Raw genomic sequence first — 26,827 nt, forward strand, 5'->3', positions numbered from 1 at the left:
ATCAGTGTATAAGGCGGTCTTAACTGTATTCATGCTATATGATTATGACCAAAATATCGACATTATTCCAACTCTGCATAAGCAATATTTATATACTGTTTATTTTATAGTTTATTATATGTTGTAAATTAAGATTTTTGCCTGTTTTTTTATACAAAAATGTATAGTTTTTTTAGAATGCGTCCATCCTTTATAAAAAGGAGTGTGTTAGTATGCCTAAAATCACTAAAAAAAGTAAGTTAGGAAAATACCTAATGGGCAAGGGCTATACTCAAACCAAATTAGTTAAAGCAACTAATTTAAATAGACATACAGTTAGTAAAATTTATAATGACTCAAATTATATTCCATCTGGCTCAACCATAAAAAAAGTGATGAATATCTTAAAAAAACTTGACTCGAAGGCGAAAGTAGAAGACTTTTTTAACTTATAAGCCCTATCATAGGCAAATAGGGCTTATTTATTGCATTAAGGATAAAAAAACTTATAAAAGGTTACTAGCAATCTATATATAGAAGAAAATGAGCGTACTACTTCAAGTTTTGATAAAAACGGTAGATTGGAAATTCCATTATTTCTTCTTTTTCCTCACCAGGAAGAGTAGCAAATATTCTCTTCGCTTTTGTCTGATTTTTCAACAAAACCTCACATGCAAAACATATTGTTTGCTCGTTATTCATTTCTGCTCTTGCTTGTATATTATAAAGATCATTTTGTTCATCTTCTGATAATTCATGGCCTTGCTTGAGTTTAATGAGATAAATATTAACCTTTGCAATTTCATCTTTAGAATACTTAGCTAAGTATCGTTGGTTTAGATCAAGAGCAAGCTCTAAATAATTTTCATCGAGGGTTTTATCATAAAAGTCTATATACTCTAAAGAACTAGTAATTGTTAAGTCAGCTTGTATATCATGATGTTTATCGGCAAAAGATAATTTTACTATGTCAAAATCAAAGTTTGTATCTTTCACCATTTCTTCAATTTTTCGAGAAGCGAAAATGCTTACTTTTTGGTCAAAATTTTTCCGATTATCAGATAACATAACAGGTTCAACAGTATCCTGCCCGTGATTACTAGCTACATCTGTTATAGACGAATATCTACCCGTTATTTTTAACGCTTCTTCACTATAAAGGTTAAGGAAACATCCATCTGCATATATTAATGCTAGTTTCACATATTTGGAGAGTTCAATATTGATTATCTCCGTTTTTTCTAGTTTTTCTTGATGAATATTTAGTAAGCTATATTGTTTATTTTTAAAGATATTGATTATAGCATTGAATAGGGAAGGGAAATCTTCCTTATCATCAAATATATAATTTTCACTTATTCCAATTTGAGTACAAATATCTATCAGTTCTTTGTAAGACTCAATCTCTTCCTCAATTTGTTGGAGATGTCCCTTTAAATTTAATGTCCCACCAGATAACTGTAGAGATTGAAAAGGAAACTTATTGCGCTGTATGTAATAGTTTATTAATCGTAAACATTTCATATAGGAACCGAGGCTTTTTACTCTTTCTAGATGGAATAGACCAGATTTCTTTCTCCTATCAAAATCCAACGTTAAAGTATCTTCTATAACGACCTTGAATCCCTTCTCTGTGTCAATGATTCGGTAAGTAACAAGGATGGATTCATTGTTCATATAAACGACTTCGTTTTTTCCAATTTTCAACTCATCTATTTTAACTTCCTCCACTGGTAACTTAATACCGTCGTCTGGGATACCATATACGTGAATTATCCCTTCATATAAATTAAAAGCTTTCTTTTGCATGTTAACAAAATCTACTTTGTAAGGCGTAGATTCTTTGTTTTCAGATGTTTCAGTAGAGCCTGTTTGCTGTTTGTCTACCTCTTCTATAAATGTGTGACGTAAAGGATCTAAATCCCCATTTTTCATTTTTTTAAAATCAAAGGAAATAGATTTCTTTTCACTTGAATTAAGATGAGATAAGAGTGCTCTAACTTTTAGTGGGGCTAATATTCGATAATACGCTAGCTGTTCAACAGTTGTTGTATCAGTTTCTAGATCTTTTACTGCAACCTTTTTTTGGGTTTTTATTGTAACCATTCAGTTCTCTCCTTCTTCATGATGAACATTTAAGTCGTTAAAAACTCATCGAATCCTAGTATAGCAACAACGAAACAGCATTCGTTAGATAAATTAAATCCAACGAGTGTATTTCTCAGCTATTTCTTAATCAATGAAATGGGTTTACTATCAAACAAAAAAATCCTGTTATATACAAGATTCTTGATCAAACATTATTATAAACAATCCAAGTCTAAACAAAATAAAATGAAAAAGGGCACTTTCCCAGCTAGGAAAGCACCCCCATGTCAAAACTTAGTACGTAACGGACTTTTATTATAACATAGGTTGCCCTCAAAAAGTAGAACGGCCTTATCATGGATAAAAGCGAAAAACTATTAATGGGTATTGAAAATATCTTGAGTGTAGTGTCTGATTTAGTTGGTGAAGTTGCTGGGCTAAAGAGTGCAGAAAAAGAATGTAAAACCCTGGAATAGAAAGTATTTATGAATCAAATAACTCAAGCAGAACAAGAAGTCTTTACTCTTGATGGTCATTCTATTTCAGCAACACAAGAAATTTTCCATAAAGAAGAGTGCACGATTAAGAATCAAAAAAGAAGTATCTTAAAGAAGTAGAATACATCATGTATGACAGAAGCTGTTCAACAGTTTCTGAATTTGTATCAAGAATCCTCACAAGAACTAATACGTACTTCTTAACTATAAAATAGCCTCTAAGGCTACAAAAGCAGGCTTAAGCCTGCTTTTTCTTATACAGAGAAAAGAGCATTCCTCTCAAATGAGAAATGCTCTTTCCTATAAGCATGATTTGGGTTATCAAACGTGAACCCACCGTTAGGCTGACCACTTATATCTTACTATCTGTGATGATCAATGTCATCACTTAATATTTTGAAAATATAAATATTTGTGTAATTTTCGAACCAATAAAAAAAGGACTACCTTATCCCCAAAGGGTAATCCTTTCTTTTTTATGTAGATTCTACACAACTTCATTTTACATAATTAGAATAAAAAAACCATCATTCTGTTATATTTTCTGACTTAAATTATCAAATGCTGTTTTTACTTTTTTCATGAAAATAAAAAAGGACATTTCTTTTATGCCCTGTTCCCTCGTATCAGCCCCGCCTATGCTAAATACTATGACAGCCACTCATGCCATCCAACCTACCCTTATTATAAATGAAAGCGATCACAAAGTAAATTAATTAATTAAAATATTCTGTCTATTTTTCATTGTGTCTAGGAGATTGAATAATTTCACATGTTATGAACAAACTACTCAAGAAGCTGTAAAGTTTCTATCCTTTAATCAAATAAATGTAGCAGAAAAAACAACTGAACGGACCCAGTTGTTTTTTCTGTTTTTGGCCTATATATGATAGACAGAGCTCCTTCTTTAAATTGAGTAATATCAATGGGACTTTTTTATTTCAAGACACCAAGTAGCTAGTTTACATATATGCAGCTTTTTATCCATCCCTGATATGACTACGTTTACTCGATACCCAAGTGAGAGGAAGATGTATAAAAAATGCACGTTATATATATGTTCAAGGTCAACTTGTATTGATTTATTTCTTAATTTGTTATAAAGTTATTCAGACTTTTTATAAATTAGTTTATGAATTCTCTTAAAAGCTACCTGTCCTGCAACGATGGGGTAGCTTTCTTTTTTATCAAAGGACATACCTTCTTATTACCCTATGTTAAATTAATTTTGATTCCATTTGAGGATGATAACCTTGGTCTTACTTGCCTCTCCTGTTTTGCAGAGTTCTTATATTTCTCCATGAGCTCGTGGATACTTGCTACCTGTATAATGCGGATGTGCTCAGAATTAACAGCATAACGAACAGGTGTAATCAAAATGACAGAAGGGAAAATCGCTGATCGGTCCTCTGGCTGCCAATGTAATGCCTGCCATTCATCCGAAAAGAAGAACTCTTCATAGAGGTTAATCTTCGCTTGCATTTTCAGTTCTGAATACTGATTTCGTTGAATTTCAATCCAAAAAGGAGAGCCTTTAAAAATACAAAATAAATCCGGTTCGATCCCTCCTTTTCGTCCAGTGGGCTTATCTTCCACAATGACGTGTTTAGGTACACTATACGTACACATTTGTTTATAGACATCCAAGATAGAAAGGAAATGTAATATTTTTTGAGAGTTCTTTTTGATCTTGGCATCCACGGGCAAATAGACGGTAGGAGAATACTGCTGTGTGCGTTCAATTACTCCTAATCGATATAAACGTACCATGACACTATTGCATGCATTTACAGGCGATTTCAGCTGTTTAAAGAAGAGGTCAACTAATGAGTCTCGATCCACAGCTCTAAACTGGTTAATAAACGCTATGATGTCTTTATCACGTTGAGATAAACGGAAACTCATCGCTGCTCCTCCTTCTCTAATAACCCAAAGATGGAATGTGATACCACTTCTAGTTCTGGTTCAGGATCTTTCACGAGCGTTTTATAAGGTGAAAGGATTTCCTTACAAGCTTCCTCATCTAAGAAGTAGGCTTGAAACTCTTTCACTTCATTAATTTTAATTTTCATACGCCCCCTGGCTGCAGCATCAATTTCTTCTGCACCTAGTACTCCAGCTACTTTCGCATTTGTAGCATCGGCTTGCCTACCAGAAATCCTTACACGCAAATTCGCTTTTAACGCAGAGTTTAATAAATCGGCATCGGGACGCTGCATGGCAATAATCGTATGAACACCTAACGCACGACCTTGGCTGGCAAACTGTTGGATCATCTCCACAAGATCCGTTTCTCTCTTCACGATGGACATTTCATCAATTACCACAACGATACGAGGCAGCTTAAAAGGTAGCCTGCTGATATGCGTCACACCATGCTCTAACAATAAATCGCCTCTTCGATACATTTCAGCTCGTAATAAAGCAAAAGGTTTTCTCATATCCTTGGCTTCAAAGCAAAGCGCATCTACATGCTCAATCCCATGAAATAGCCCTAAATCAGCTCGTTTAAGATCGACCAATACTAATCGCAACTCATCAGGCGATGTATATTTCACCCATGTTGTGAGGATCACACGCATGAGACTGCTTTTTCCGGCTCCAATTTCGCCAGAAATCAGTATTGTTTCCAAATCCGCAAAATCCCATGAAACGGGGTTTCCATAAATATCTTGACCAATGCATACCGGAAGCTCCATTTTTTCAATATAAGGATGAATACTTTCATAACTATAATTAAGCATCTTAGGTAGGCTTTTGTGATGAACGGTAATGCTAAAGTTCTTTAAGCTGCCGTTTATTTCGATATTGCTGCCTAGCACTTGTCGTAATGCCCATCTTTTTTTATTTAAAAGTTCAGGATCAATGCCATTTAGTAAGGAAAAAGCATACCGAGTGTAGGTGAGCTGATGATCGATCCGATGGATCTTCGGAAATTGATAGGAGGTACGATCCCCACGCTTTATGACCCGATAAATCTCTGCCGTACGAAACGCTTTAATAAGCTTTCCACGCAATTTTAGTTTCTCAAACATCTAGAACCCTCCCTAAAACATAAATGTCGCAAAGAAGTAAAATAGAGCCCCATAAAAGGTGAAAGGCAAGATAAAGCGCATTACTTTTGAGAACTGATCAACGAGATCAATGACACCCCATCGCTCTAATATTCGTTCGATAACAGCAATCCCTAAGACAATGCCTCCTATGGTCAGAATAGTGGGGTCAAGCATAGCTAGTGGACTAAATGGGACAAAGGAATAAGCCTTGAGGGGACGAGATCTTGTAAGAGGTGGTTTGTGAGGTGGAGGTAATATTTTCCGGAAGGTAAATCCTTTTGTTTTTCTCATGTTGGTACCTACTTTCATTCTTTTTATTTTTTCGCTTTTCATGTCTCAGTTATTTCAGCTCAACACATCTGGTCGCCCCCTTCGCCTCTTCGGCTCAGCTCCCTTACAGATTCGATGAAGGGCTTCACAAGGCGTATAAAGCTTGTATTAACGCGGTAGCGATACTGAACTAGATACTGATTAGATAATGAAGTCGTAATTCTTTAGATACTATGTAGCTACTTCAGCAAGCTTGCCTGTCCAGTCGAAAAATAAAAAAGAACCCTTACTGCAGTAGGTAAGGGATAGCTGATTATGTAAGAAGTAATGGGTTTTCATATGGTAGGGGTTGTCCTATTGAATGGTTGATTTTATAAAATGGACGAGGAGTCCGGAGATCTCATGATTGCTTATTTTCAGAGAAACAATGTTCACCTTATGAATAGTAAAATAAAAATAATGTAAAAAAAGAGAAGAATAATGAAACTTTCTCTATGTCGAGATGACTCTAATTAACGAGAGGAGGGATGGCACTGTGAAACATGATATACATACAGTAAAAAAAGCAATTAATGGAGACGATAGGGCTTTTGAAGAATTACTTTTTCAAGAAGAGAAAATGCTCTATTATAAAGCTCTTTCGTACGTTGGAACAAAAGAAGATGCTCTTGATGTTATCCAAGAAACAGCATGTAAAGCATTTCTCGCAATAGGTCATCTACAAAAGCCAGAATATTTTTCAACTTGGTTATTTAGAATTCTTATACGTGAGTGTTACAAGCTATTAAAGAAACGAGAACAAATTGTTCCTTATGAAGAACATGAATTATTAAAGAGGTTAGATCAGAAACAGGAAAAAGAAATAGAATCTTTTCATTTAAGTGAGGCATTATCTAAACTTAAGTCATCTTATCAAACGTCTATTATCTTATTTTATTATCATGATTTATCCATTCAGGACATTTCGGATGTGATGGAAAAACCAGTTGGTACAGTAAAAACGTATCTACGTAGAGCGAAGAAACAATTAAAAATTGAGTTAGAAAGGAGCTATAAATTAAATGAAAGAATCTCATGAGCAGGTAGAAAACTTCCCCAAAGAACAGGTTCGATCAGCTATTCAAGCAGGTATTAGTCAAGCAGAATTACAAATGAATGGCAACAAGGTAAGTTATAAATATAACCATAAAATCAGTAATAAAAAAAAGAAAGGCTTATATGCTATGTCCAGTGTGGCAGTCGCTTTTGGACTATTAGTTGCTTCTTCTTATCAATCCCCAGCTTTAACAAGCACTTTGTCTCAAATACCTATTATTGGTTCTGTTTTTGCAGATTCTAATTCCGTTAGTTTGAAACAAGCTCAAAAAAAAGGATTGACCAGCCAGATTGGAGAAACACAGACTGTTAATGGAATATCTGTTACGCTTGATGAAATTCTATATGACCAAAATGGCATTAGCCTTGGTTATATCATAAAATCAGAAAAAAAATTAGGAGAATACTATTTTGGTGCTGGTATGGATTTCACCATAAATGGAAAATCACCTGACGGATCCTCAGGTTCCTATGGGGAAAAAGTTCAATCAGCAACAACTCGAACGGCCATTCAAGAGATAAACATATCTGAAGATATGCCAAATTCTTTTGAGCTTGGGTTAATCCTGCATGGTAAGAATGGAGAAACGTGGTATTTCTCAAATCCAGTCAAAAAAATCACGGATATTAAGAAGGTTCCTATCCATCATTTACAAAATGTGGACGGCATTGCTCTTAAAGTCGAAGATTTATCCTTAAGTAAAACAGGTATGAGTATAGCTTATGAGAGTACTGAAAAAGGAGAGGACTTTGAACTAAGCAGAGCTGGAGATATAGAATTCCGAGTAATTGATCAAGATGGGAAGGAGATTGCAAGCCATTCTGGTGGGGCAGAAGGTCAAAGGGTGAAAGATAAACTAGTATTTAAAAGTAATAAAAAGTTTGATCCAATTAACTCACATGTTACTGAATTGACCGTTACTCCTTATTTATCTCTTCCAACAGAGGGTGGGGGAGTTGAATTTGGTGAAAAGGGCGAATCAAGGGATATAGGTTTCAAAGGTGGGTCTTTGAAACCAGTCAAATTTAAATCCTTTAAAGTGAAAATACCCAAATAAGTTTATTTAAAGAAAACAAAGAAAGAGAAGGATTGAAGCCTTCTCTTTTTACTATATGATTATCTATACCTAGATACTCTTCCTCCTGCCACAATTTCGACATTCGCACAGGAAAACGCCACCTTTTACTGAACTTCGAAGTAAGCTGAGTTACAGTTGTCGCATCGGCCACTAACTTTATCCGGAAATTCAACATAGTCATACACTTTATCAAGATCTATTTCTTGCTGTTGTTTCCCTTTCATATTAATTACTCTTTTCCAATTAACCCTTGTTAGGTTATTACAAGAATTGGAGGTGAAATTATCTTATATAAAATGAACATCAATTAGCTCATTTTATTTTTAATTATCTTTCCTTATACATAAAAAGCTTCATTTTTATCTATAGTTTACGAAGGTTGGACGATAAATTCATTTTCTTTTGAAATGTCAAGTTGATAAAAATCTTAAAACAGTCCATTTTACTACTATTTACCTCCGTATTGTCACGATACTTTCTATATAACGTGACTTTTTTCACTTTTATAAGTAAAAATATTCAATTTTGCTGTATCAACAGATGGTTTCATATAGTAAAATTAATTTTGCTATAAAAGAACACTACATATGAAAATACATTTGTAAAAGGGGATAAAACAATGAAGAGTCGTGTTATCAAGATTGTTTCTTCGCTAGCTATAGGAATAGGAATTGCTGTAGCTCCTGCTTCCTCATACGCAGCAACGCCTAAAACCATGAAAGTACACTACATTGATGTAGGTCAAGGAGATAGTATCTATATTAAAGCTCCTAATGGCGAGGACATTGTTATTGATGGTGGAAACAAAGGGAAAGGAAATGCAGTTGTAAGTTATTTAAAGAAACAAAAGGTCGATGATATAGAAGTATTAATTTCAACTCATCCTGATGCTGATCACATTGGTGGGCTAGATGAAGTTATTAATGCATTCAAAGTAGAAAATGTTTATGCTCCCAAAGTAAGTAATAACACGCAAGCTTACAAAGACTTTTTAAATGCCGTGAAAAAGAAAAAATTAACGATTAAAACCGCACAAGCAGGTGTAAAGTTACCTGTTAAAGATGTAAATGCACAAATTGTAGGGCCTACCAGAATGTATGCCAACAGTGACTTAAATGACTGGAGCGCTATTGTCCATATGGCTTACCAAAAGAATACATTTTTATTTACAGGGGATGCTGAAACAAAAGCAGAAGCAGACATGATTAAGGCAAAGAAAACAATACGTGCAGATGTACTTAAAGTTGGCCATCATGGTGCCAAAACGTCTACAAGTAAGAATTTCTTAGATGCTGTAAAACCTAAGTATGCAGTCATCAGTGTGGGTAAAAATAGTTATGGACACCCTACTTCTCAAGTTGTGAACTTACTAAAAAACTCTAAAGCAAGTATTCTGCGAACAGACCAAAGTGGTACAATTATTATTACTGGGGATGGAACATCTTATTCTGTTAAAAAATCGAGGTAATTATGAAAAAGATAAAAGGTATTATTGATCGATTTGAAGAGGGATTTGCTGTTGTTGAAATCGAAGGAAAGACAAAGGACTACCCTAAAGATATTTTCCCTAAGAATACACAAGTTGGAGATGTCGTTTATATTACAGGTAATCAAGTGAAAATTGATAGACAAGAAACTCAGAAAAGAGCAAAAGAAATTGAAAGTCTAATGAATGAGATTTGGGAAGATTAACAGCTCATTCATTAGATCTTGTTCTGGCGTGAAAACTGTTCATTCTCGTCACACTAAGCCCCAATATTGAATATTTATTTTACAAAGTACAAAGCTAATAATTAGTCAAGTCTACTTTGTGTTTCTATTTTAATTACTTAGCTTGAATACATAGAGATTGTTTTTACCTAACCCGGTAGATATAAAAAACGCTTAAATTAACTTTTTAAGCGTTTTTTGCATTATTTCAATTCAATCCTTAGTACGATTCAGAGATAATGAGCTTATCTTCGACAAAAATACAAGGTTTTCTCGTTTCTGATACAAATTAGTTCTAAATTTATAAAACATTAATTATGTTTGAAGATATAACTCAAAAAATGACCATACTTCTTCCACACTTAACATACAATTCTTCATTTCCAAAAATTAAATGTTGCTTACCTGTTAATCAAATTATGAGGTACTTATCTACTTATCACCAAAAACTCATTTAGTGATTATTAGAGCTCTTATTATTTCGTTCCAGTAACTCTTAAAATCCTTATTGTTCTTTGTTTTCTCCTCTTTCTTAACAGGCTGTTTACTATTATCCATTCTATTTACCATACTCCTTCAATAGTTGTTTAATCAAGTAGGAATATAAATTTTTTTATATGAAAGTTTATAATGCTGCTTATTGAAAAGAAATTTTATTCAAACTTTAATAGAAGTGAGCCCCATTATAGGTAAAGGCATCACTTCTACTTTAAATTAGTTTCAATTATTTTTGTTTGATATTTTATTTACGAGATATCAATCTATCTATAGTTCGCTGATCAATACCCTGTTTTTCGCCAATTCCAGCTCCTACAAAAAACAAGGCACTTTCTGTTCTACCATCAACCCCTAAAAACTTCTCTACCTCTGTATCTTGAAATGCTCCTGTAATCCATGTTTGATAACCTAGAGCTGTAGCACAGAGTTGAAAAGTTTGAGAAGAGTGACCTATATCAAGGAGAACATTTCTATACGCACGAGAATGTTGGTATTTCCACCAAGCTTTATCAAATCTTCCTGAGATAAATATACCTACGGCTAATCCTGCAGAGAAGTATTGATCGTATAATAAATCGATCATCTTATCCTCGAATTCGCCCTCTTTTAGGCGAGTGAGCTTATGATCTTGAGGTCTATAATGATATAAACCTGGTAATAGACCTTCTACATGAAAGACTAACAAATAAGCTTCTTCGGGATGCAATCCGCCACCAGATGCACTTGCCTTACGCATTCCTGTGGCAACTAAACCATTTTCAGAGAGCTCATTCCACTCTTCACCATGTATAAGACCAAATGACGTAAATAGTAATGTGGATAAATAATTTAATGGCATGGTTTCACCATTAAACACCCTACAGGTTTGTCTATCTTTAAGCACGTTAATAAATTTCCCTTCTTCATACAGAGAAATGTCCGGCTTAGGTAATTCAATTATCGTTCCCGGATGTTCAGTAAATAAATTAGGTTGTTTATCAATAATACCTTCACAAAAATCAAGATATTCATCTACCCATTCATCGGGATTGGAGAGTTTTTTTTCAGTAAGTGGAATATTCTGAGTTCCTTTATGAAAGATGTGTGATAAAACATCCCATCCCCACTTTTCTTCAGTAGGAATTTCTCTTACTAAAAGATTAGCTTCTAATAGTTCTTTATCAATAGAGTTGGTATCGGTAACTGATCCTTTTGACCATTCTAGGAGTCTATTTAAATAGTCAGATTCCAGAGCATACTGTTCATGGTTATTATAATCCCATAATACAAATTCTCCATTCTCAATTTGAATAAATAAATTAGGGTTTAACGTATACATTTTAATAATTCCTTCCTAAAAATATTTATATGTAAATTAAATTTAGACTAAATAAATTAATAATAACCAAGCTCCTGAGAATAGTGATTCAGTGGCTTGGTTATTTTCAGTTATGCAAATATTATTTGCTAGCTAATACAGGCATTAAAGCGCATGTACGTTTTACTTCACGAGTAACTTTTTTCATTTTAGGCCCCTCCCCCGTATATGTATTTTTACTTAGTCATGCAAACATTATTTGCTAGCTAATACAGGCATTAAAGCACATGTACGTTTTACTTCACGAGTAACTTTTTTCATTAAATCCAACTCCTTCTATTAATGTATTTATCTACCATGTAGACAACCTTATGATAACACAGAAAAACAAAAAATCAATATAAATAAACTAAAATTTTAAAATTATTAATATTTTCTGTCTTTTTAAATAACTTGTGCCAGATATGACAATTTAAGAAGTTTTAAACTTATATATTCTATATAAATGAAAATATAGGTTTTTATCCCAATTAATAATCACTATATTAACACAAAAAATGGAATAATAAACATAAATAAACTAATGATTTAAAATTATTAATATTTTCTGTTTTTTTATTGGGTTATTTGTAATATACTAAAAAAAGGTAATTTTTCTTATTTTAGGGAGGTATTCAATTGTGAAATATGATTTTAATGAGACTATCTTGAGGAAAGGTTACAATTCCAGAAAATGGGATGATGTTAAAGAATTATTTGGTGATGATGAGATTCTTCCTATGTGGATTGCAGATATGGACTTTAAAGTTTGTCCTCAGATTGTTGAAGCAATTACCAATAGAGCAAGTCACGGAGTTTTTGGTTATGCAACTCGATCTGACTCTTACTATTCTGCTCTTATAACCTGGTTGGAAAAGCGCCATTCATGGAAAGTAAAAAAAGATTGGATTACTTTTAGTCCGGGCGTATTACCAGCTTTAAAGTTAATAATCGAAACTTACACTAAACCTGGAGATAAAATTATTTGTCAGCCTCCAGTGTATCCTCCTATATTTGAAACTATTAAAGAAAGTGGAAGAGTCTTAGTAGAAAACCCCTTGATTTATGACGAACATAAAAGAAAATACTATATGGATATAGAAGATTTTTCGAGCAAAATTGATTCTTCAGTTAAGCTATTTATCTTGTGTAACCCACACAATCCAATAGGTAAAGTTTGGGATAAAGAAGACCTCATTAGATTAGGAGAAAAATGTCTAGCAAATAATATGATAATAGTTTCAGATGAAATACATTGTGATTTAGTTTTACCAGGATTTAAACATACTCCTTTTGCTACCTTGTCAGATAACTTAGCCAATAATTCTATTACATGTTTATCTCCTAGTAAAACATTTAACTTAGCTGGATTACAAACAGCCAATGTTATTATTCCCAATAAGGAGTTAAGAGAAAAATATGTTCATACATTAAATAGTTATTATCTCGCTAAAACCAATACTTTTGGAATAGTAGCATTAGAGGCAGCTTACAATAACGGGGAGAAATGGTTAAATGAATTAATTTTATATTTAAAGGATAACTTTGAATACCTTAAGAAATTTATAAACTATAATATCCCACAAATTAAGGTGATAGAACCAGAGTCTACTTATTTAGTATGGTTAGACTGTAGAAAGTTAGGTTTGAACGAAAAACAATTGGAAAATTTCATGTTGAAAAAGGTAAAGATAGCAATGGATGAAGGCTATATATTTGGGACAGAAGGTAAAGGTTTTGAAAGAATTAACATAGCATGTTCTAGACAGACATTAGAAGTAGCTTTAAACCGTTTAAATAATGCTGTTAAAAATCTAATGAAGGTGCCTAATTAATTGGGAGGATTATCAATGAATGTTTTTAAAGTATTTGGGCTATTTCGTCAATCTATTTTTAGAAATTTTTTCTTTGCATCATTAGCCTCCTTTTTAGGCGAAGGTATTGTAACTCTAACGATTATAGTTGTAACTTTGAAAGAAAGTAATTCTGTTATGTCTATAGGTTATATGCTTATATTGACTATATTACCATCTGCTATTTTAGGACCGATTATAGGGGCTTTAATAGATAAAACTAATAAAGCAAAGTTAAGTATTATTTGTTCGATTCTGAGAGCTGTGACTATTGTTTTACTCCCTATAGCTATGTATTTAGGTTTTTTTAATGTTTTTGTGCTTTATCTTTCAATTTTTCTCAGTTATATTGCTTGGTACATATTAATGCCTACTTTAGAAAGCATTATAAAAGATGTAATTGATGAAGATAATTATTTAAAAGGGGTGTCCTTTCTTCAGGCAGCATGGCAAGTGGGTATGCTGATGGCAGGGTTATTGGCGGGTAGTGTTATGAACATCGCTGGAGTAGAATTAACTTTAATGATCGCTTCTGTCACTTATATAGTAGGAGCAATCTTCTTTTATAAAATCTACAAAGTTTTTGAATATAAACCTATAAGTAAAATAGGGGAAACACATTCAATAGTACAAGAGTACTTTACTGATATAAAAGAAGGCCTCAACTATTTAAAGGGTAATAAAAAAATATTATTTTTTAGTTTAACATCTTGTATAGTTCTTCCCTTCTTCTATGCAATCAATATTCTTTTAGCACCTTTCAATTATCAAATGGTTACAGGAAATGAATTTACACTTGGATTTATTGATAGTGGCGCTGGTATCGGTAGTTTACTATCTGCAGCTTTTTGTTTAATCATATCTTCAAGAAAAAAGATATCTTTTTATTTGCTGTGCTCATTGTTATTACTTGGGGGCTCCACAGTTATATTTAGTATGCAAACACAATATTTTATGGCTTTTATATGTTATATAGTATTAGGCTTTTTTATAGGCAATGTAAAGGTATTATCTAAGTCTATTATATATAAGTACGTAAACGAAAAATATATTGGTAGAACTATGGGAACAATCTCAATGACAAGCTTAGTACTTACTATTATTTATACTTTACTTATAGGTTACTTAGGAGATATTTCTGTACATCTTGCTTATTTAATTACTTCACTTTCTCTTTTGGTTCCGGCTCTATTTTGTTTATTAGGTAAAGTTCTAGACGACAGACAGATTAAGGTGGAAACTAAAATTAACGCGTCTTAATTGAATTGAAGAATTTTAAAAATCTTCAGTAAAAGTATATTTCTTTGAAGGAGAATAAATTCATGGAAAACCTTTCACCTGTTATTCTATTGGATAAGCCATATATCTCTGATTTATTGTTAGAAACGATTAAAGAATTAAATGTGCCAGCTTTTTTATGTAATAAAGATATTATACCTAATAAACAATACACTTCAATGTTTATTAGTAAAGAGCAATTAACAAATAAATTAAAGGAGAATAGCCTTGTATATTTGAATTCTGAAAATGCAATTTCCTGCTTACTTGATTATAGTTCAAACAAGGAATTTACAAAAACAACTCAACTTCTTAAGAATAAGGTTAAATTTCGTGAAATGACTAAAGATATGTATCCAAATTTTAATTTCAAAGGTATTAGTATAGAAAAATTAGCAAACTTAAATAGGAAGGATTGTATATTTCCGTTCATCTTAAAACCATCTGTTGGCTTTTTTAGCATGAATGTTTATAAAATAAATAATTTTGATGAATATAAAAATGTAATAAAGAATATAGAAAACGAGAGGAAAAAAGCTGAATTTCTCTACCCTAAGCATGTAATAGATAACAGTGAATTTATCATAGAAGAATATTTAGCTGGAGAAGAATTTGCAATTGATGCATATTACAATTCTGAAGGAAAACCAATTATATTAAATATCTTAAAACATCTTTTCTCCTCAGAGGATGATACTAGCGATCGTATATATTACACTCATAAAAATATCATTAATCAATACCTAAATCAGTTTACAAAGGAACTAGATAAATTAGGGAAGATATTTAATTTAAAAGGATACCCTGTACATGTAGAATTTAGGGTAATAGATAACAAAACAATAGTTCCAATTGAAATAAACCCCTTACGATTTGCAGGGTGGTGTACATCAGAGCTTATGAAATTCGCGTTCAACCTTAATCCATACGAATATTATTTCAAACAAAAAGAGCCTTCTTGGAATGAAATTTTTAAAGGAAGAGAAAATAATTATTATTCAATTAATGTTGCTGATATACCCAAAAGTATAGACATTAGCGATATTGTTTATGTAGATTATGAAAGATTTTCAACATCTTTTAGTAACTTATTACAAATGAGAAAAATAAACTATAAAGAATATCCTGTTTTTGCTTTTGCTTTTGCAGAAACAAGGAATTTTGAAGAAATGGTACGTTTTTTAAAAGAAGATTTATCAAAATACTTAATTACTAAGCAACAAAATTCGCTTGAGTCTAATATTTTTACTTGATAGTAGTATAAGAGATCATAAGACCGCAAAATTTTCTTGAAAGAGCACTTTGCAGCCCTATGATCTCTTGTTTTGATTAAATAAAAAACGAATTTTTTCTCTAAACCAGGTAAAATAAGATGGTACTCATGGTACCATCTTTCTGTAAATAAAATTAGATCAAATAGATTGATTCCACTGAAATAAATTTCGCTTTCTATACTACTTGTGAACTTTTTTAAATACTTATATTGCTATATATAAGTTTGAATAACTAATTGAAGATATTTTCAGGTTTTGAATCAGGATCCTTTTTTTATATCTTCATGGTATTTTTTATGATTGGTGCTGGTTGAGAGTTATAAACTTTAGAATGAGGAGGTACAGAACTAGTTATGCATACGTTTCCTCCAATTATAGAGTCATGTCCAATTACAGTCTTTCCTCCAAGAATCGTTGTTCCAGCATATATAACAACATTATCCTCTATGGTAGGATGTCGCTTTAATTCCTTTATGATATTGCCTTGGTGATCTACTGAAAAGCTTTTAGCACCCAAGGTTACACCTTGGTATATTCTTACATTCCTTCCTATTGTACATGTTTCACCAACCACTACACCTGTCCCATGATCAACGAAAAAACGCTCTTCAATCTTTGCCCCTGGATGAATATCAATTCCCGTTAACCGATGAGCATATTCTGACATTATCCTAGGGATTATTGGGATCCCTAGAATAAATAATTCATGTGATATTCTGTGTGTACTTATTGCCTCTATGGAGGGATAGCTAAGTAAGATTTCTTCCATGGTAATTGCTGCAGGATCTCCATCATAGGCTGCTTGAATATCACTTTGAAGTTTTTTTCTGATTTCTGGAAACTTATTTATTATTTTCATAACCATTTGATCTACTTTAAATTCATAGAAATCATTATTACTTTGATCTTTATCATTATTTATTAGTACTTTATTAATTAGATTTTTTAGCTCTAAAGCTACCATTTTTAATTTCTTGTCGATTAAAATATTGATTTTAGTATTATTGATTGGTAATTTACCGTAGGTGTTAGGGAACAGTGCAGAACGGTAGTGATGAAGTATCTTATATATTTTTTGTTTATCAGCAAACTTTATATTTTCTTCTATTTTAAAAAAACTTTTGTTTATACTTTCAAGTGAATTTGCAACCTTAGCAATTTCATTATTGAAATATTCATTTTCTTCCATTTAATTAAGCCTCCGCAAAAGTTACCAGATATATAATGAATACTTTTCAATCAATTTATAATGCTATAGATAGTTGGGAACACTATTTTATTTTCAAAAGGTAAACTGAATAATGTTCCCTAAAATTTATATATTTTATCTTCCTTTACTTAGTTTTACAGAACAGGCTCCTTTTCATCTTGTAGATATGCAAATGACCAATTTTCAACAATTTCTCCGTAGTTAACCATTTTCGGAGAACTAGGTACAAAGAGGTTACTCATACCTTTTTCTTTACGATAATCTTCATTATAAACAGTATGATGGTACCTGTCCCCTCTATCCGGAAATATAGTTAAAATATTCGTACCTTCTGGTACCTGCGAACTTATCCAACGAGAAACAGCATAAACAGCTGCGGAACTATTACCTGCAAAGATTTTTTCATGTTGAGCTAATTCTAAAGTAGCTGAGAAACATTCTTCATCATTGAGCCAATGAACTTCATCTATTATTGAAAAGTCTACATTGCGTGGTACTACACTATTTCCATGTCCACCTTGTAAACGATTAGGTATATCAGGTTGATTAAAAATCACACTGCCTACAGCATCCACGGCTACCACACGTAAATTTGGGTTATTTTCCTTTAAAGCACGTGCTGTTCCACAAAGTGAACCACCACTACCTGCAGAAGCTACTAGAATATTAATTTCAGGCAACTCTTTAAGGACTTCATTTGCTAAACTTTCATAAGCTCTTGGATTATCAATATTCTCGTACTGATGAGGACAGAAAGCATTAGGATTATTACGAAGAAGCTCATCTAATCTATCGAGACGGGCACTTTGCCAGCCACGATCAGACATCTCATGAACTGTTTCTATCTTACACCCCAGAGCTTTCAATTTAGCAATAGTTAGTTTATCAGTACGTGGATCAGTCACAATATGAACATCATGTCCTAAATAAGTACCTACCAACGCAAGTCCTAGCGCCATAGTTCCAGAGGAACTTTCAATGATTGGAGTGCCGTCTTTTAAATCTCCATTCTTTTTTGCCTCCATAATAATTTGTTTTGCAGCCCGATCTTTCATACCAAAAGGATTTAACATTTCTAATTTTGCATAAACTTTTCCTACGGCTGATTGGTTTAGCCTAAGTTCTACTAAGGGGGTGTTTCCAATTGCTTCTATTATATTTTCTCTAAACATCATTATCTTCCTTTCCAATTTTAAGCTTTTAAATTGATTATTAACTTTGTGAAGGTTTTTTAAATCGGTATATAAATAAGGTAATATTAAGATAGCATTTGATTAACATCAGTTTCTTTTTTCTCTATTATCCCCCCCTAAAATTCCGGAAAAAACAATAATACTCCCCCTGAAAATTGTACTTATATACAAATATTGGCGGAGTGCTAATTTTGAAAAGAGACCGGCTAAGTGGATCAAGATATATGATAAATCCTACATGCTTAGCTTGTAAGGACTTTATTCCAGAAAAGGCTAAATACTAAAGTAGCATGTATTATTCCCATTGAAATAAGTATTCCCCACTGATTTAGAGGGAAAAATGAAAAGCTGCTATCTCCTGTCCAGATCTGCCAAATTATCCAGGGTATTAATAATAATGTACCTATACCTTCTGATGAAAAAATCTTCTTTTGTGAATTCTTCAATCTAATTTCCGTCTTCAATTGTTAAATATACTCTCTCTATACTTCTCCCCCTCGTGTTTCTCTTAACTGATATTTTGCCAATATCCTGCGTTTGCCTTACATGTGTACCACCACACGGAATGCGTATATCGCCACAAACCCACACTAGTGCTTCTGGTTCACCCTCTACGGGAAAGTTACTTATAGGAAGATTATCTTCCACTATTGAATTTGCAAGCCTTTCTACTTTATCTAACTCTTCACGATCAAGACGACGATCTGGACTAAAAAAGTCGAATCGAGCTTTGTCTTCAGCAATTCTACATCCTTTCACATGCATCTTTCCGAAAGTTTCAAATGCATAATAATAAACAAGATGAGCTGCAGAATGCATTCTCATTAGCTTATGCCGTCTTTCCCAATTAATCTTCGCTCGAACTTTCATTCCCTCGGCTAAATCTTTTACGGGTTCTTTTAAAATATGTACAATTTCTGTACCAACCTTTATAACGGGGAAATCTTTATGAAAAAATTGCTTCCCACCAATTTTTTGTGTATCAATGACTTCATAATCTTCAATCCATCCCTGATCACCGAGTTGTCCTCCACCCTCAGGAAAAAAAACTGTCTGATCTAAGAAAATTTTATTTCCATCTACTTTAGTAATAGTAGCCGTACATTCCTTCAGATAAGGTTCTTCGAGAAAAAGTTTCTGTACCACATAAATCCCTCCAATAAAATTATTTGGATAAACTTTCTTTACTTAATACATTAAATTCTTGGATTATTGCTTTTGGAAACAAACCTTCAAGCTTACTTTTAGCTAATTCAATTTTTGCATAATTTTTAAAATCAAATAACAAGGATATAATCGATCCACTATGGGCTACCGCAACTCCATAAGCTTCTAATTCAGGGATCAGATTAATAATATTATTCAACTCTTTTTTATAGTGCCGGCGTTGATTTACAAGAGCACTTATCGTTGTAGCCTCTCCTAAAAGTTGAATATCCCGATTTTTAATTCCACGTATTGCTAGATGATAGGCTTTAAAAATTTGTTTTTCTTCTTCTTGTGTATAGGGTATTCTCTTAAATTCAACTGTATCTACAGTACCTCCAAAATCAATAGTTACTAAACTCATGGGCATTATAGGACCTATCTCTTGAAGTAATTTTCCTTCAAAAAAGTCATACACCACTGAGGATTCATACATTACTCCATCTGAAGGCTCAATAGAAACGGAAATTTTTGATATTTGCCAAGGGGTAATGGGATAATTACAGAGTTTCGAAACTGCACGACATACTGCTACAATATCGGCACTACTACTAGCCATTCCTTTTCCTTCAATCAAATCCGATTCGATATTAAGGGAAACTCCCAAATCCTTATTAATTAATCCTAATTCTTTTATATAGCTAAGCAATATTTCTGCAGCCTTTGCAGCTTTTTTCTTGTAACTAGGGCTAACTATGATTTCTCCTCCACTTATAAATGTTGCTTCAACATTAGAATGCAGAGATACAGGAAAAGTGATCATAAAATTCTGACCATCGATACAACCCTGAACAAGCTCTCCACAGGTTCCGAATGCACTTTCTGTTACACTAAGTGTTTTGTTTAAACTTACTGGAATCATAAGAACGTCACCTTTCTCTGTAATTTAATATTATTTTTTATATTCAGTATCAGCAGAAGTTGAAAGATGTAAGCAAATAGTTTTTTTAGAATAAATATAAGGTAAGTTGTCTTGAGATTAAAGAATTACTAGTAATAAACTTTCTGATAACAAAGATTAGTAAAAAATTTTTTTCGTAAATAGATTTTTAAAATTTCAAAAAATAATAATTTTAAATAAGATTTGTGGATTTTTAACGATTATTACTTAATAAACCATTAAACCATAATTAAATTCGAATATAAAATAACATAAAATTGTATTAGTTGGAACCAATGTAAATATTTACAAAACCATACTACATTAAAAAAAATAATATGTAAATTAAATTTTTTAAAATTTTTTAAATATTTTAAATATAATGAATTCCGATAGGAATTATTTATTTTCTTCTATATTAATGAGAGAAAAGGGTAAATTTTTTAAAATGATTGCTATTCTATTTTCACTGCAGAGAGCAATATTAAAGAAAATTATAATAGATTTATAGTTGATACAACCTTATAATTGTATAAAAAAGGAAGTGTGTTATGCCGATTAATTCTTTTGAAAACTATCCGATGAGCTGGAAGCCATCATTTGATAAAACTAAAAAACCAATTTATCAATCACTGGCCGGACAATTAAAACAAGACATTCTAGATGGGAATTTATTACCAGGGACAAAACTTCCGCCGCAGAGGGAGCTGGCCGATTATTTAGACTTAAATTTAAGTACCATTTCAAAAGCTTTTAAAGTGTGTGAATTAAAGGGGCTATTAAGTGCAAGTGTTGGGAGTGGCACATTTGTATCCTATGATGCGTTATCAAATGCATATTTACTTGCAGATACAAAACCAAAGCATTTAATTGAAATGGGAGCAACGCTACCTGATAATGTTTCATATGAGCCACTAGTCCTCCAACTGAAAAGTATGGTGCAAGATACGGATTACGAAAAATGGTTTGGATATGGTCGGACAGGAGAAAGTATTTGGCAAAAAGATGCAGCTATAAAGATAATCCGAAGAGGTGGGTTTGAAACAACAGTTGATCAAATCTTATTTGCAAATGGCGGTCAAAATGCAATAGCTGCCATACTGGCGGGTCTTTGTCAGCCTGGAGATCGTATTGGTGTTGACCATCATACTTATCCGGGCTTAAAGACTGTTGCGGCAATGCTAAGTATACAATTAGTACCGATTAAATCAGAGAATAATCAATTTAATCCAAAAGCCTTTGAACACACATGTAAAAATGACAATATTAAGGGCGTTTACTTGATCCCAGATTATCATAATCCAACTACTTCCTGTATGTCTGTTGAGAACCGAAAAAGGATTGGAGCAATTGCAATAAAGTATAATCAGTTCATTATTGAAGATGCGACTTATCATCTACTCAACCAAAATCCACAACCAGCAGTCGCATCATTTGCCCCAGAGCAGGCCATCTATATTGCAAGTTTATCGAAAGCAATAGCACCGGGTCTACGACTAGCGTATGTAGCAGTGCCACGTCAATTTAAAGAACCAATTTCAAAGGCGCTTTATAATTTAAATATTTCAGTTTCACCTTTGCTAGCAGAACTCGCAGCGCGAACTATAGTATCTAATCAATTTGAAACCTTAATAGATGGGCATCAGCAAGAAGCAATTCGTAGAAACCAACTTGTGAACCGATATTTGGCAGACTATACGTGTTTAGGTGTAGATACAGGAATTTTTCGTTGGTTATTATTGCCAGGAAAAATGACAGGCGCGGAATTTGAATACCTAGCTGCACAGCAAGGGGTACAAGTGTATGCAGCTGAACGTTTTGTAGTTGGCAATAGTTGCCCAGAACGAGCTGTAAGAGTATCTGTTTGTGCGTCAGAAACACTTGAAGAGCTTGAACAAGGATTGATTATTCTTAAACGTTTACTAAAAGATATTATCTAATATTGTTCGCCATACAATTATTATATTGTATGGTTCTTTTTTACATGTTAAGATTATTTAAACCTATTTGGATAAACATGGAATGAGGATAGGGAGTATAAATATATATAGTTTGCTTTCTAGAAAGGGAGGTTAGATTATGTTACATAAAGATAGTGTAAAAGAGTTAGATAGACAATCAACTTACATTCATTCTGCAGAAAAACAAGCACAGCTGTACAAGAGAACATTATTAATTGTAGGTCTTTCACAAATCTTTGGAGGTGCCGGTCTTGCTGCGGGGGTAACTGTAGGAGCACTTCTTGCCCAGCAAATGCTTGGGACAGATGCAGTAGCAGGGTTACCGGCTGCTATATTTACTCTAGGATCAGCAGGAGCTGCTTTAATAGTAGGAAGGCTGTCTCAGCGATATGGACGCCGTGTCGGGCTTGCGACAGGTTTTATAGCTGGGGGAATTGGATCAATTGGGGTTGTCATTGCAGCAATTATAAATAGTATCTTTCTTCTATTCGTTTCTCTACTTATTTACGGAGCAGGGACAGCAACCAATTTACAAGCTCGTTATGCAGGGACAGATTTAGCCAATTCAAATCAACGAGCAACTGCTGTAAGTATGGCTATGGTTTTCACTACATTTGGAGCAGTTGCAGGACCAAACTTAGTAGATGTAATGGGAAAGTTATCATTAGCTATTAATGTTCCAGCACTTGCAGGACCATTCATTTTAGCAGCTTTCGCTTATATTTTAGCTGGGCTTGTATTTTACGTACTGCTTCGTCCGGATCCCTTACTGATAGCAAAGGCAATAGAAAAAAATAGACAAGAACTTGACAATCAAAATAATTCAGCACTTCCTCGACATGCAAATAATAAAAGAGGAATAATCATTGGTGCTACAGTTATGGTACTTACTCAAACCGTCATGGTTGCTATTATGACCATGGCGCCTGTACACATGGAACATAATGGCCATGGTTTAAGTGCAGTAGGAATTGTTATTGGTGCTCATATAGGTTCCATGTATCTCCCTTCACTAGTCACAGGAATTCTAATTGATAAAATAGGTCGAACTGCAATGACTATTGCTTCTGGAGTCACTTTACTTTTGGCAGGTCTTGTAGCAGCTATGGCAACAAGTGGGTCGATGGGTCTCATGGTGATTGCTCTTTCTTTACTTGGACTAGGATGGAATTTAGGTCTGATAAGTGGAACTGCTCAAATTGTTGACTCTACAGAACCATTAACACGCGCTAAAACTCAAGGGACCATAGATGTCTTAATTGCATTAACAGGTGCATCAGGTGGTGCTCTATCTGGAATGGTTGTTGCTCATTCAAGTTATGCAATTCTATCATTAAGTGGAGGTATTTTATCTCTAATATTAATTCCAGTTGTAATATGGGCCCGTGCTGGCAAAAAAGAAATTATACTTAAAGTAAATAAAGAACTTTAAATACAAAATGAGTAAATTAATTAGTTTATCTCTAATTAGATTAATAGGAAGATAAAAAGGACTTTTAATTTTAAGGTCCTTTTTTATTTCTATAGAAAATGCATCTCATATATAGTTCTTATGACCAGTTTCTTCTATATTATATTGTTTTTATTAAAATAAAAATTTACGTTCTTCTATTAAACGTAAAAAGCTTCTTTATCTCTGTTCTACAAAGGCCAATCAATTAAATTAAGAAACTCAATTTTCTTTAAGTTCTTCATAATTTCTCAAATTTTATATACTTAGTAGAAAAAGCTTCTTCCTTCATAACTTTTACAGTTGTAAATTCTTTTCTTTTCTATCGGTTATAAGCTTCAATAAATTCTTGACTGACTTTAGCTTTAGGCCGTCCAAACGATATACCCTTATTCAATGCAGCACCAGTCCCCCTCCCGTTGGCGCTTGCAAATACGATTCTCTTTAGGCCATCCAAGACATAATTTGCAGAACTAGGTCCGCAATAAATGTTCTGAGATTTTTCTTATACTGAGTAGTATCTAACAAAGACATATCCAAGACTACAATGTCTGCCTCTATCTTCTTTATTATCGCACTCCACTCTTGTAAGATTGCTTCCTTATTAAGACTAAAACGATCTAGTGAAGGGATGTAAAGAATATTTCCTTTACAAATCATTCGTTTTAGTATTTGATATTGTTCTCGATTGAATTTTCCCACTTTATTTATTGATAAAAATATCAAGAGGAGAAATGTCCACTTCCTATATAGATTGAAATTGACGCCCTTTACCTTGACCTTGGCTACTCACACATATATATCCAAATCTTCGGTTTTCCATTTTTCTACTCATTTTTTCCTCTTATTTCACCAAAAATATCCGTAAAAGTGTATGGATTTTAGAAGACGTTCGTAATTCATTTTCAAACTTAAACGAATGATAGAAATAATAGATTTTTCATACAAACTAACAGTCCGTAAAAGTATACTTTTATGAACATACTCTATTTATAGAAGTGAATGAAAAAATCCTACATCAAAATAATGTAGGATCTTTTTGTGTTGTCATGCGGATCATCTTTGTTTAAATTATTTGCTGTAAAATTCTTGTTGAAATGATATACATTAATTATTTACTCCTTACCTAAATCCCATTTAATAATATGACCTGCTTGGGTAAGGCCTCCTCCGAATCCGTAGAGTAAGAGAACGTCTCCATCTTTTAATTTCCCTTCGTTTATCCCTATTTGTAGGGCTAGAGGAATGGAAACGGAAGAAGTGTTTCCCATGTACTCGACACTAGTTAATGTCTTCTCAACTGGAAACTCTGATCTTTCACATATAGACTCAACCATTCGTAAATTGGCACTGTGTGGAACAAACCAATTTACTTCACTCTTTTGTAGGTTTGCTTGTTCTAGCAATTCAGCCATACCTAAAGGAATTGTTCGAGATGCCCACTTATATACTTCCCTTCCGTTTTGCACCATCTTGCCACTCGAACTCAAAAGTTGTCCATGCATGGTAGTAGATAAATTGGTGCGGTATACATGTTTACCTCCCTTTCCATTTGTACCAATATGCGTAGCAATAAAACTTGGGCGCTCTGCATCACTTTCGACCAAAACAGCTGCAGCCCCATCCCCAAATAGAACACACGTAGTACGATCCGTGTAATCTGTAACCTTCGATAACGTTTCTGCAGTTACGACTAAAACTTTATGATGAAGTCCAGATGTAATAAAGGCGTTTGCCATGTGTAATCCATATGTAAAACCAGCACAGGTAGCGTTAAAGTCTAGAGCCCCAGTCGCAGGAATATCAAAGTAATCTTGTATTTGGGCTGCTACGCTCGGAAATGCATAGTCCGGTGTGGTAGTTGAGACAATGATACATCCTACATCCTTTAAATCTTTCTGATATTGCTTCACTAAGTTTTCAATTGCTTTAATAGCTAGGTCAGAAGAATATTCGTTTTCATTAGCAATTCTTCTTTCCTTCATGCCAGTTCGTTTCACAATCCATTCATCGTTCGTATCTACAATTCGTTCTAAATCGTCATTGGTAAGTCTTTTTTCTGGTACGTATGTACCTATTGCTGTAATACGTGCAGTTGATTTCATTATATTCACCCTTCTTTTTTACCAAGATATATAAACTGATATTAGTACTAGGTACTAATAAAGTCAATGATTTTATATGAAAAAAATGTAAATTAGGCTTATGTAGACCTAATAATAAAAATAAAATCCTTTAAAACTATTGATGTTAAAGGATTTTTGTTTTTTATAAATTACATTATGGTAACTAAAAATGTATACTTTTACGGACTGTGTGTGTTGTAATCTTAGTAAATTAATATTAAGGTAGCCTCTGAAATAATGAACAATAAAAAAGCTAAGTTTCTTACTCATAGGAGTAAGAAACTTAGCTTTTTCTTTTATCTAGATACTTTGATAACTACACCATTTACATTAATTGCTTTAATTTTCGATAAATCTAAAGGAGAAGAAGGTAGAAATTTAGCTTTAACACTTTTATTGTCACTAAAGTTTTGTAATGAGTCGAGTGATTGAATGCTTCCATTTCTCATTTCCACACTAACTTTCATATCGTCAGTATCTTTAAATTGGCCTTTTCCGTATAGTGTCACACCTAGTGATGAAAGGGTCATTTTAGTTGCTTCCCAACTGCCAAAGTCTTCATTAAAGATCAGACTTTTTTCGCTTTCTACAGAATGCAATTTAAATGTAGTACTCCAATCACCCTTTGTATAATTACCATTAGATACAAGGTCTCCCATAAGCTTTAACTTACTAAGATCTTTACTATTTACATCAAAAATATATTCTACGTAGTTATTTCCGTAAACAGTTTCCCCTGATTTATCTACTCCATAAGAGATGTTAGAAGAAGCATTTATCTTCTTTCC

At 33.1% G+C, this 26,827-nt stretch carries 22 protein-coding genes and 1 pseudogene; 11 read left to right on the top strand and 12 right to left on the bottom strand.

The features are described from left to right. The first annotated feature begins 212 nt into the window (after positions 1-212). Complete coding sequence (locus tag ACFX4W_RS01490) at positions 213-434, top strand: helix-turn-helix domain-containing protein (protein ID WP_075422544.1); 222 nt, start codon at positions 213-215, stop codon at positions 432-434. A 97-nt stretch (positions 435-531) separates the two neighbouring features. Here the strand turns inward: ACFX4W_RS01490 and ACFX4W_RS01495 are convergent, their stop codons facing one another. Beyond that, on the bottom strand, positions 532-2,085 hold the full coding sequence (locus tag ACFX4W_RS01495) for a DUF4365 domain-containing protein (RefSeq protein WP_377559168.1): 1,554 nt from the start codon (positions 2,083-2,085) through the stop codon (positions 532-534). Positions 2,086-2,552: 467 nt separating this feature from the next. On the opposite strand from ACFX4W_RS01495, the gene ACFX4W_RS01500 reads away from it, so the two are divergent. Continuing rightward, a complete protein-coding gene (locus ACFX4W_RS01500; protein WP_377559170.1) occupies positions 2,553-2,684 on the top strand; it encodes a hypothetical protein in 132 nt (43 codons plus the stop codon). Positions 2,685-3,776: 1,092 nt separating this feature from the next. Here the strand turns inward: ACFX4W_RS01500 and ACFX4W_RS01505 are convergent. Genes ACFX4W_RS01505 through ACFX4W_RS01515 form a run of 3 tightly spaced genes read right to left on the bottom strand, consistent with a single transcriptional unit; the run spans position 3,777 to position 5,911 of the window. After that, positions 3,777-4,469: a hypothetical protein gene (locus ACFX4W_RS01505; protein WP_377559172.1), complete on the bottom strand. Its 693-nt coding sequence runs from the start codon at positions 4,467-4,469 to the stop codon at positions 3,777-3,779. Further along, positions 4,466-5,599 (bottom strand): FtsK/SpoIIIE domain-containing protein, encoded by a 1,134-nt coding sequence (locus ACFX4W_RS01510; RefSeq protein ID WP_377559173.1) that lies wholly within the window; start codon positions 5,597-5,599, stop codon positions 4,466-4,468. The genes ACFX4W_RS01505 and ACFX4W_RS01510 overlap by 4 nt, the downstream gene beginning before the upstream one ends. Before the next feature lie 12 nt (positions 5,600-5,611). Beyond that, positions 5,612-5,911 carry a hypothetical protein gene (locus ACFX4W_RS01515; RefSeq protein WP_377559174.1) on the bottom strand — a complete coding sequence of 100 codons (300 nt, stop codon included), beginning with the start codon at positions 5,909-5,911 and terminating at the stop codon, positions 5,612-5,614. A gap of 514 nt (positions 5,912-6,425) precedes the next feature. On the opposite strand from ACFX4W_RS01515, the gene ACFX4W_RS01520 reads away from it, so the two are divergent. Next, positions 6,426-6,968 (top strand): sigma-70 family RNA polymerase sigma factor, encoded by a 543-nt coding sequence (locus ACFX4W_RS01520; RefSeq protein WP_377559175.1) that lies wholly within the window; start codon positions 6,426-6,428, stop codon positions 6,966-6,968. Beyond that, the gene (locus ACFX4W_RS01525) at positions 6,952-8,043 is read left to right on the top strand and encodes a DUF4179 domain-containing protein (protein ID WP_377559176.1); all 1,092 of its coding nucleotides are present in this window, start codon (positions 6,952-6,954) and stop codon (positions 8,041-8,043) included. The genes ACFX4W_RS01520 and ACFX4W_RS01525 overlap by 17 nt, the downstream gene beginning before the upstream one ends. A gap of 69 nt (positions 8,044-8,112) precedes the next feature. Here the strand turns inward: ACFX4W_RS01525 and ACFX4W_RS30690 are convergent. Then, positions 8,113-8,288, bottom strand: a pseudogene (locus ACFX4W_RS30690) (DUF8096 family protein). 395 nt (positions 8,289-8,683) lie between these two features. Here ACFX4W_RS30690 and ACFX4W_RS01530 point away from each other — a divergent pair. Continuing rightward, entirely contained in the window at positions 8,684-9,532 is an 849-nt protein-coding gene (locus tag ACFX4W_RS01530; RefSeq protein WP_483879982.1) for a ComEC/Rec2 family competence protein, read from the top strand. 2 nt (positions 9,533-9,534) lie between these two features. Then, on the top strand, positions 9,535-9,756 hold the full coding sequence (locus tag ACFX4W_RS01535) for a DUF3006 domain-containing protein (protein ID WP_377559177.1): 222 nt from the start codon (positions 9,535-9,537) through the stop codon (positions 9,754-9,756). Positions 9,757-10,516: 760 nt separating this feature from the next. Here ACFX4W_RS01535 and ACFX4W_RS01540 read toward each other — a convergent pair. Then, complete coding sequence (locus ACFX4W_RS01540) at positions 10,517-11,590, bottom strand: SagB family peptide dehydrogenase (RefSeq protein WP_377559178.1); 1,074 nt, start codon at positions 11,588-11,590, stop codon at positions 10,517-10,519. A gap of 659 nt (positions 11,591-12,249) precedes the next feature. On the opposite strand from ACFX4W_RS01540, the gene ACFX4W_RS01545 reads away from it, so the two are divergent. From ACFX4W_RS01545 to ACFX4W_RS01555, 3 genes are all read left to right on the top strand, one after another. Beyond that, positions 12,250-13,443 carry a MalY/PatB family protein gene (locus ACFX4W_RS01545; RefSeq protein ID WP_377559179.1) on the top strand — a complete coding sequence of 398 codons (1,194 nt, stop codon included), beginning with the start codon at positions 12,250-12,252 and terminating at the stop codon, positions 13,441-13,443. Between the two features lie 15 nt (positions 13,444-13,458). Further along, a complete protein-coding gene (locus ACFX4W_RS01550; RefSeq protein ID WP_377559180.1) occupies positions 13,459-14,721 on the top strand; it encodes an MFS transporter in 1,263 nt (420 codons plus the stop codon). A 62-nt stretch (positions 14,722-14,783) separates the two neighbouring features. Beyond that, a complete protein-coding gene (locus ACFX4W_RS01555) occupies positions 14,784-15,992 on the top strand; it encodes an ATP-grasp domain-containing protein (protein ID WP_377559181.1) in 1,209 nt (402 codons plus the stop codon). A gap of 295 nt (positions 15,993-16,287) precedes the next feature. Here ACFX4W_RS01555 and epsC read toward each other — a convergent pair whose 3' ends face one another. The 4 genes from epsC to ACFX4W_RS01575 form a co-directional block, all read right to left on the bottom strand. Next, complete coding sequence (gene epsC / locus ACFX4W_RS01560) at positions 16,288-17,202, bottom strand: serine O-acetyltransferase EpsC (protein WP_377559182.1); 915 nt, start codon at positions 17,200-17,202, stop codon at positions 16,288-16,290. A 155-nt stretch (positions 17,203-17,357) separates the two neighbouring features. Then, positions 17,358-18,395 (bottom strand): cysteine synthase family protein, encoded by a 1,038-nt coding sequence (locus tag ACFX4W_RS01565; RefSeq protein WP_377559183.1) that lies wholly within the window; start codon positions 18,393-18,395, stop codon positions 17,358-17,360. A 468-nt stretch (positions 18,396-18,863) separates the two neighbouring features. Further along, the gene (locus ACFX4W_RS01570) at positions 18,864-19,562 is read right to left on the bottom strand and encodes an alanyl-tRNA editing protein (RefSeq protein ID WP_377559184.1); all 699 of its coding nucleotides are present in this window, start codon (positions 19,560-19,562) and stop codon (positions 18,864-18,866) included. 19 nt (positions 19,563-19,581) lie between these two features. Beyond that, entirely contained in the window at positions 19,582-20,484 is a 903-nt protein-coding gene (locus ACFX4W_RS01575; protein WP_377559185.1) for a GHMP family kinase ATP-binding protein, read from the bottom strand. A gap of 569 nt (positions 20,485-21,053) precedes the next feature. Between ACFX4W_RS01575 and ACFX4W_RS01580 the strand changes: the two genes are divergently transcribed. Next, entirely contained in the window at positions 21,054-22,442 is a 1,389-nt protein-coding gene (locus ACFX4W_RS01580; protein WP_377559186.1) for an aminotransferase-like domain-containing protein, read from the top strand. A 139-nt stretch (positions 22,443-22,581) separates the two neighbouring features. Beyond that, positions 22,582-23,895, top strand: coding sequence for an MFS transporter (locus tag ACFX4W_RS01585; protein ID WP_377559187.1), 1,314 nt, complete (start codon positions 22,582-22,584; stop codon positions 23,893-23,895). A 1,133-nt stretch (positions 23,896-25,028) separates the two neighbouring features. Here ACFX4W_RS01585 and ACFX4W_RS01590 read toward each other — a convergent pair. Continuing rightward, positions 25,029-26,018 carry a ketoacyl-ACP synthase III gene (locus tag ACFX4W_RS01590; protein WP_377559188.1) on the bottom strand — a complete coding sequence of 330 codons (990 nt, stop codon included), beginning with the start codon at positions 26,016-26,018 and terminating at the stop codon, positions 25,029-25,031. A gap of 317 nt (positions 26,019-26,335) precedes the next feature. Next, on the bottom strand, positions 26,336-26,827 hold a 492-nt coding region (locus tag ACFX4W_RS01595), incomplete at its 5' end, for a hypothetical protein (protein WP_377559189.1).

The sequence above is a fragment of the Priestia sp. YIM B13489 genome (genome assembly GCF_042787645.1).
Taxonomy (GTDB): Bacteria; Bacillota; Bacilli; order Bacillales; family Bacillaceae_H; genus Priestia; species Priestia megaterium.

Bases quoted from the DNA above. Each gene is read 5' to 3' on its own strand.
- ACFX4W_RS01490 (WP_075422544.1), top strand. From the start codon at position 213: ATGCCTAAAATCACTAAAAAAAGTAAGTTAGGAAAATACCTAATGGGC.
- ACFX4W_RS01495 (WP_377559168.1), bottom strand. From the start codon at position 2,085: ATGGTTACAATAAAAACCCAAAAAAAGGTTGCAGTAAAAGATCTAGAA.
- ACFX4W_RS01500 (WP_377559170.1), top strand. From the start codon at position 2,553: ATGAATCAAATAACTCAAGCAGAACAAGAAGTCTTTACTCTTGATGGT.
- ACFX4W_RS01505 (WP_377559172.1), bottom strand. From the start codon at position 4,469: ATGAGTTTCCGTTTATCTCAACGTGATAAAGACATCATAGCGTTTATT.
- ACFX4W_RS01510 (WP_377559173.1), bottom strand. From the start codon at position 5,599: ATGTTTGAGAAACTAAAATTGCGTGGAAAGCTTATTAAAGCGTTTCGT.
- ACFX4W_RS01515 (WP_377559174.1), bottom strand. From the start codon at position 5,911: ATGAGAAAAACAAAAGGATTTACCTTCCGGAAAATATTACCTCCACCT.
- ACFX4W_RS01525 (WP_377559176.1), top strand. From the start codon at position 6,952: ATGAAAGAATCTCATGAGCAGGTAGAAAACTTCCCCAAAGAACAGGTT.
- ACFX4W_RS01530 (WP_483879982.1), top strand. From the start codon at position 8,684: ATGAAGAGTCGTGTTATCAAGATTGTTTCTTCGCTAGCTATAGGAATA.
- ACFX4W_RS01535 (WP_377559177.1), top strand. From the start codon at position 9,535: ATGAAAAAGATAAAAGGTATTATTGATCGATTTGAAGAGGGATTTGCT.
- ACFX4W_RS01540 (WP_377559178.1), bottom strand. From the start codon at position 11,590: ATGTATACGTTAAACCCTAATTTATTTATTCAAATTGAGAATGGAGAA.
- ACFX4W_RS01550 (WP_377559180.1), top strand. From the start codon at position 13,459: ATGAATGTTTTTAAAGTATTTGGGCTATTTCGTCAATCTATTTTTAGA.
- ACFX4W_RS01555 (WP_377559181.1), top strand. From the start codon at position 14,784: ATGGAAAACCTTTCACCTGTTATTCTATTGGATAAGCCATATATCTCT.
- epsC (WP_377559182.1), bottom strand. From the start codon at position 17,202: ATGGAAGAAAATGAATATTTCAATAATGAAATTGCTAAGGTTGCAAAT.
- ACFX4W_RS01565 (WP_377559183.1), bottom strand. From the start codon at position 18,395: ATGTTTAGAGAAAATATAATAGAAGCAATTGGAAACACCCCCTTAGTA.
- ACFX4W_RS01575 (WP_377559185.1), bottom strand. From the start codon at position 20,484: ATGATTCCAGTAAGTTTAAACAAAACACTTAGTGTAACAGAAAGTGCA.
- ACFX4W_RS01580 (WP_377559186.1), top strand. From the start codon at position 21,054: ATGCCGATTAATTCTTTTGAAAACTATCCGATGAGCTGGAAGCCATCA.
- ACFX4W_RS01585 (WP_377559187.1), top strand. From the start codon at position 22,582: ATGTTACATAAAGATAGTGTAAAAGAGTTAGATAGACAATCAACTTAC.
- ACFX4W_RS01590 (WP_377559188.1), bottom strand. From the start codon at position 26,018: ATGAAATCAACTGCACGTATTACAGCAATAGGTACATACGTACCAGAA.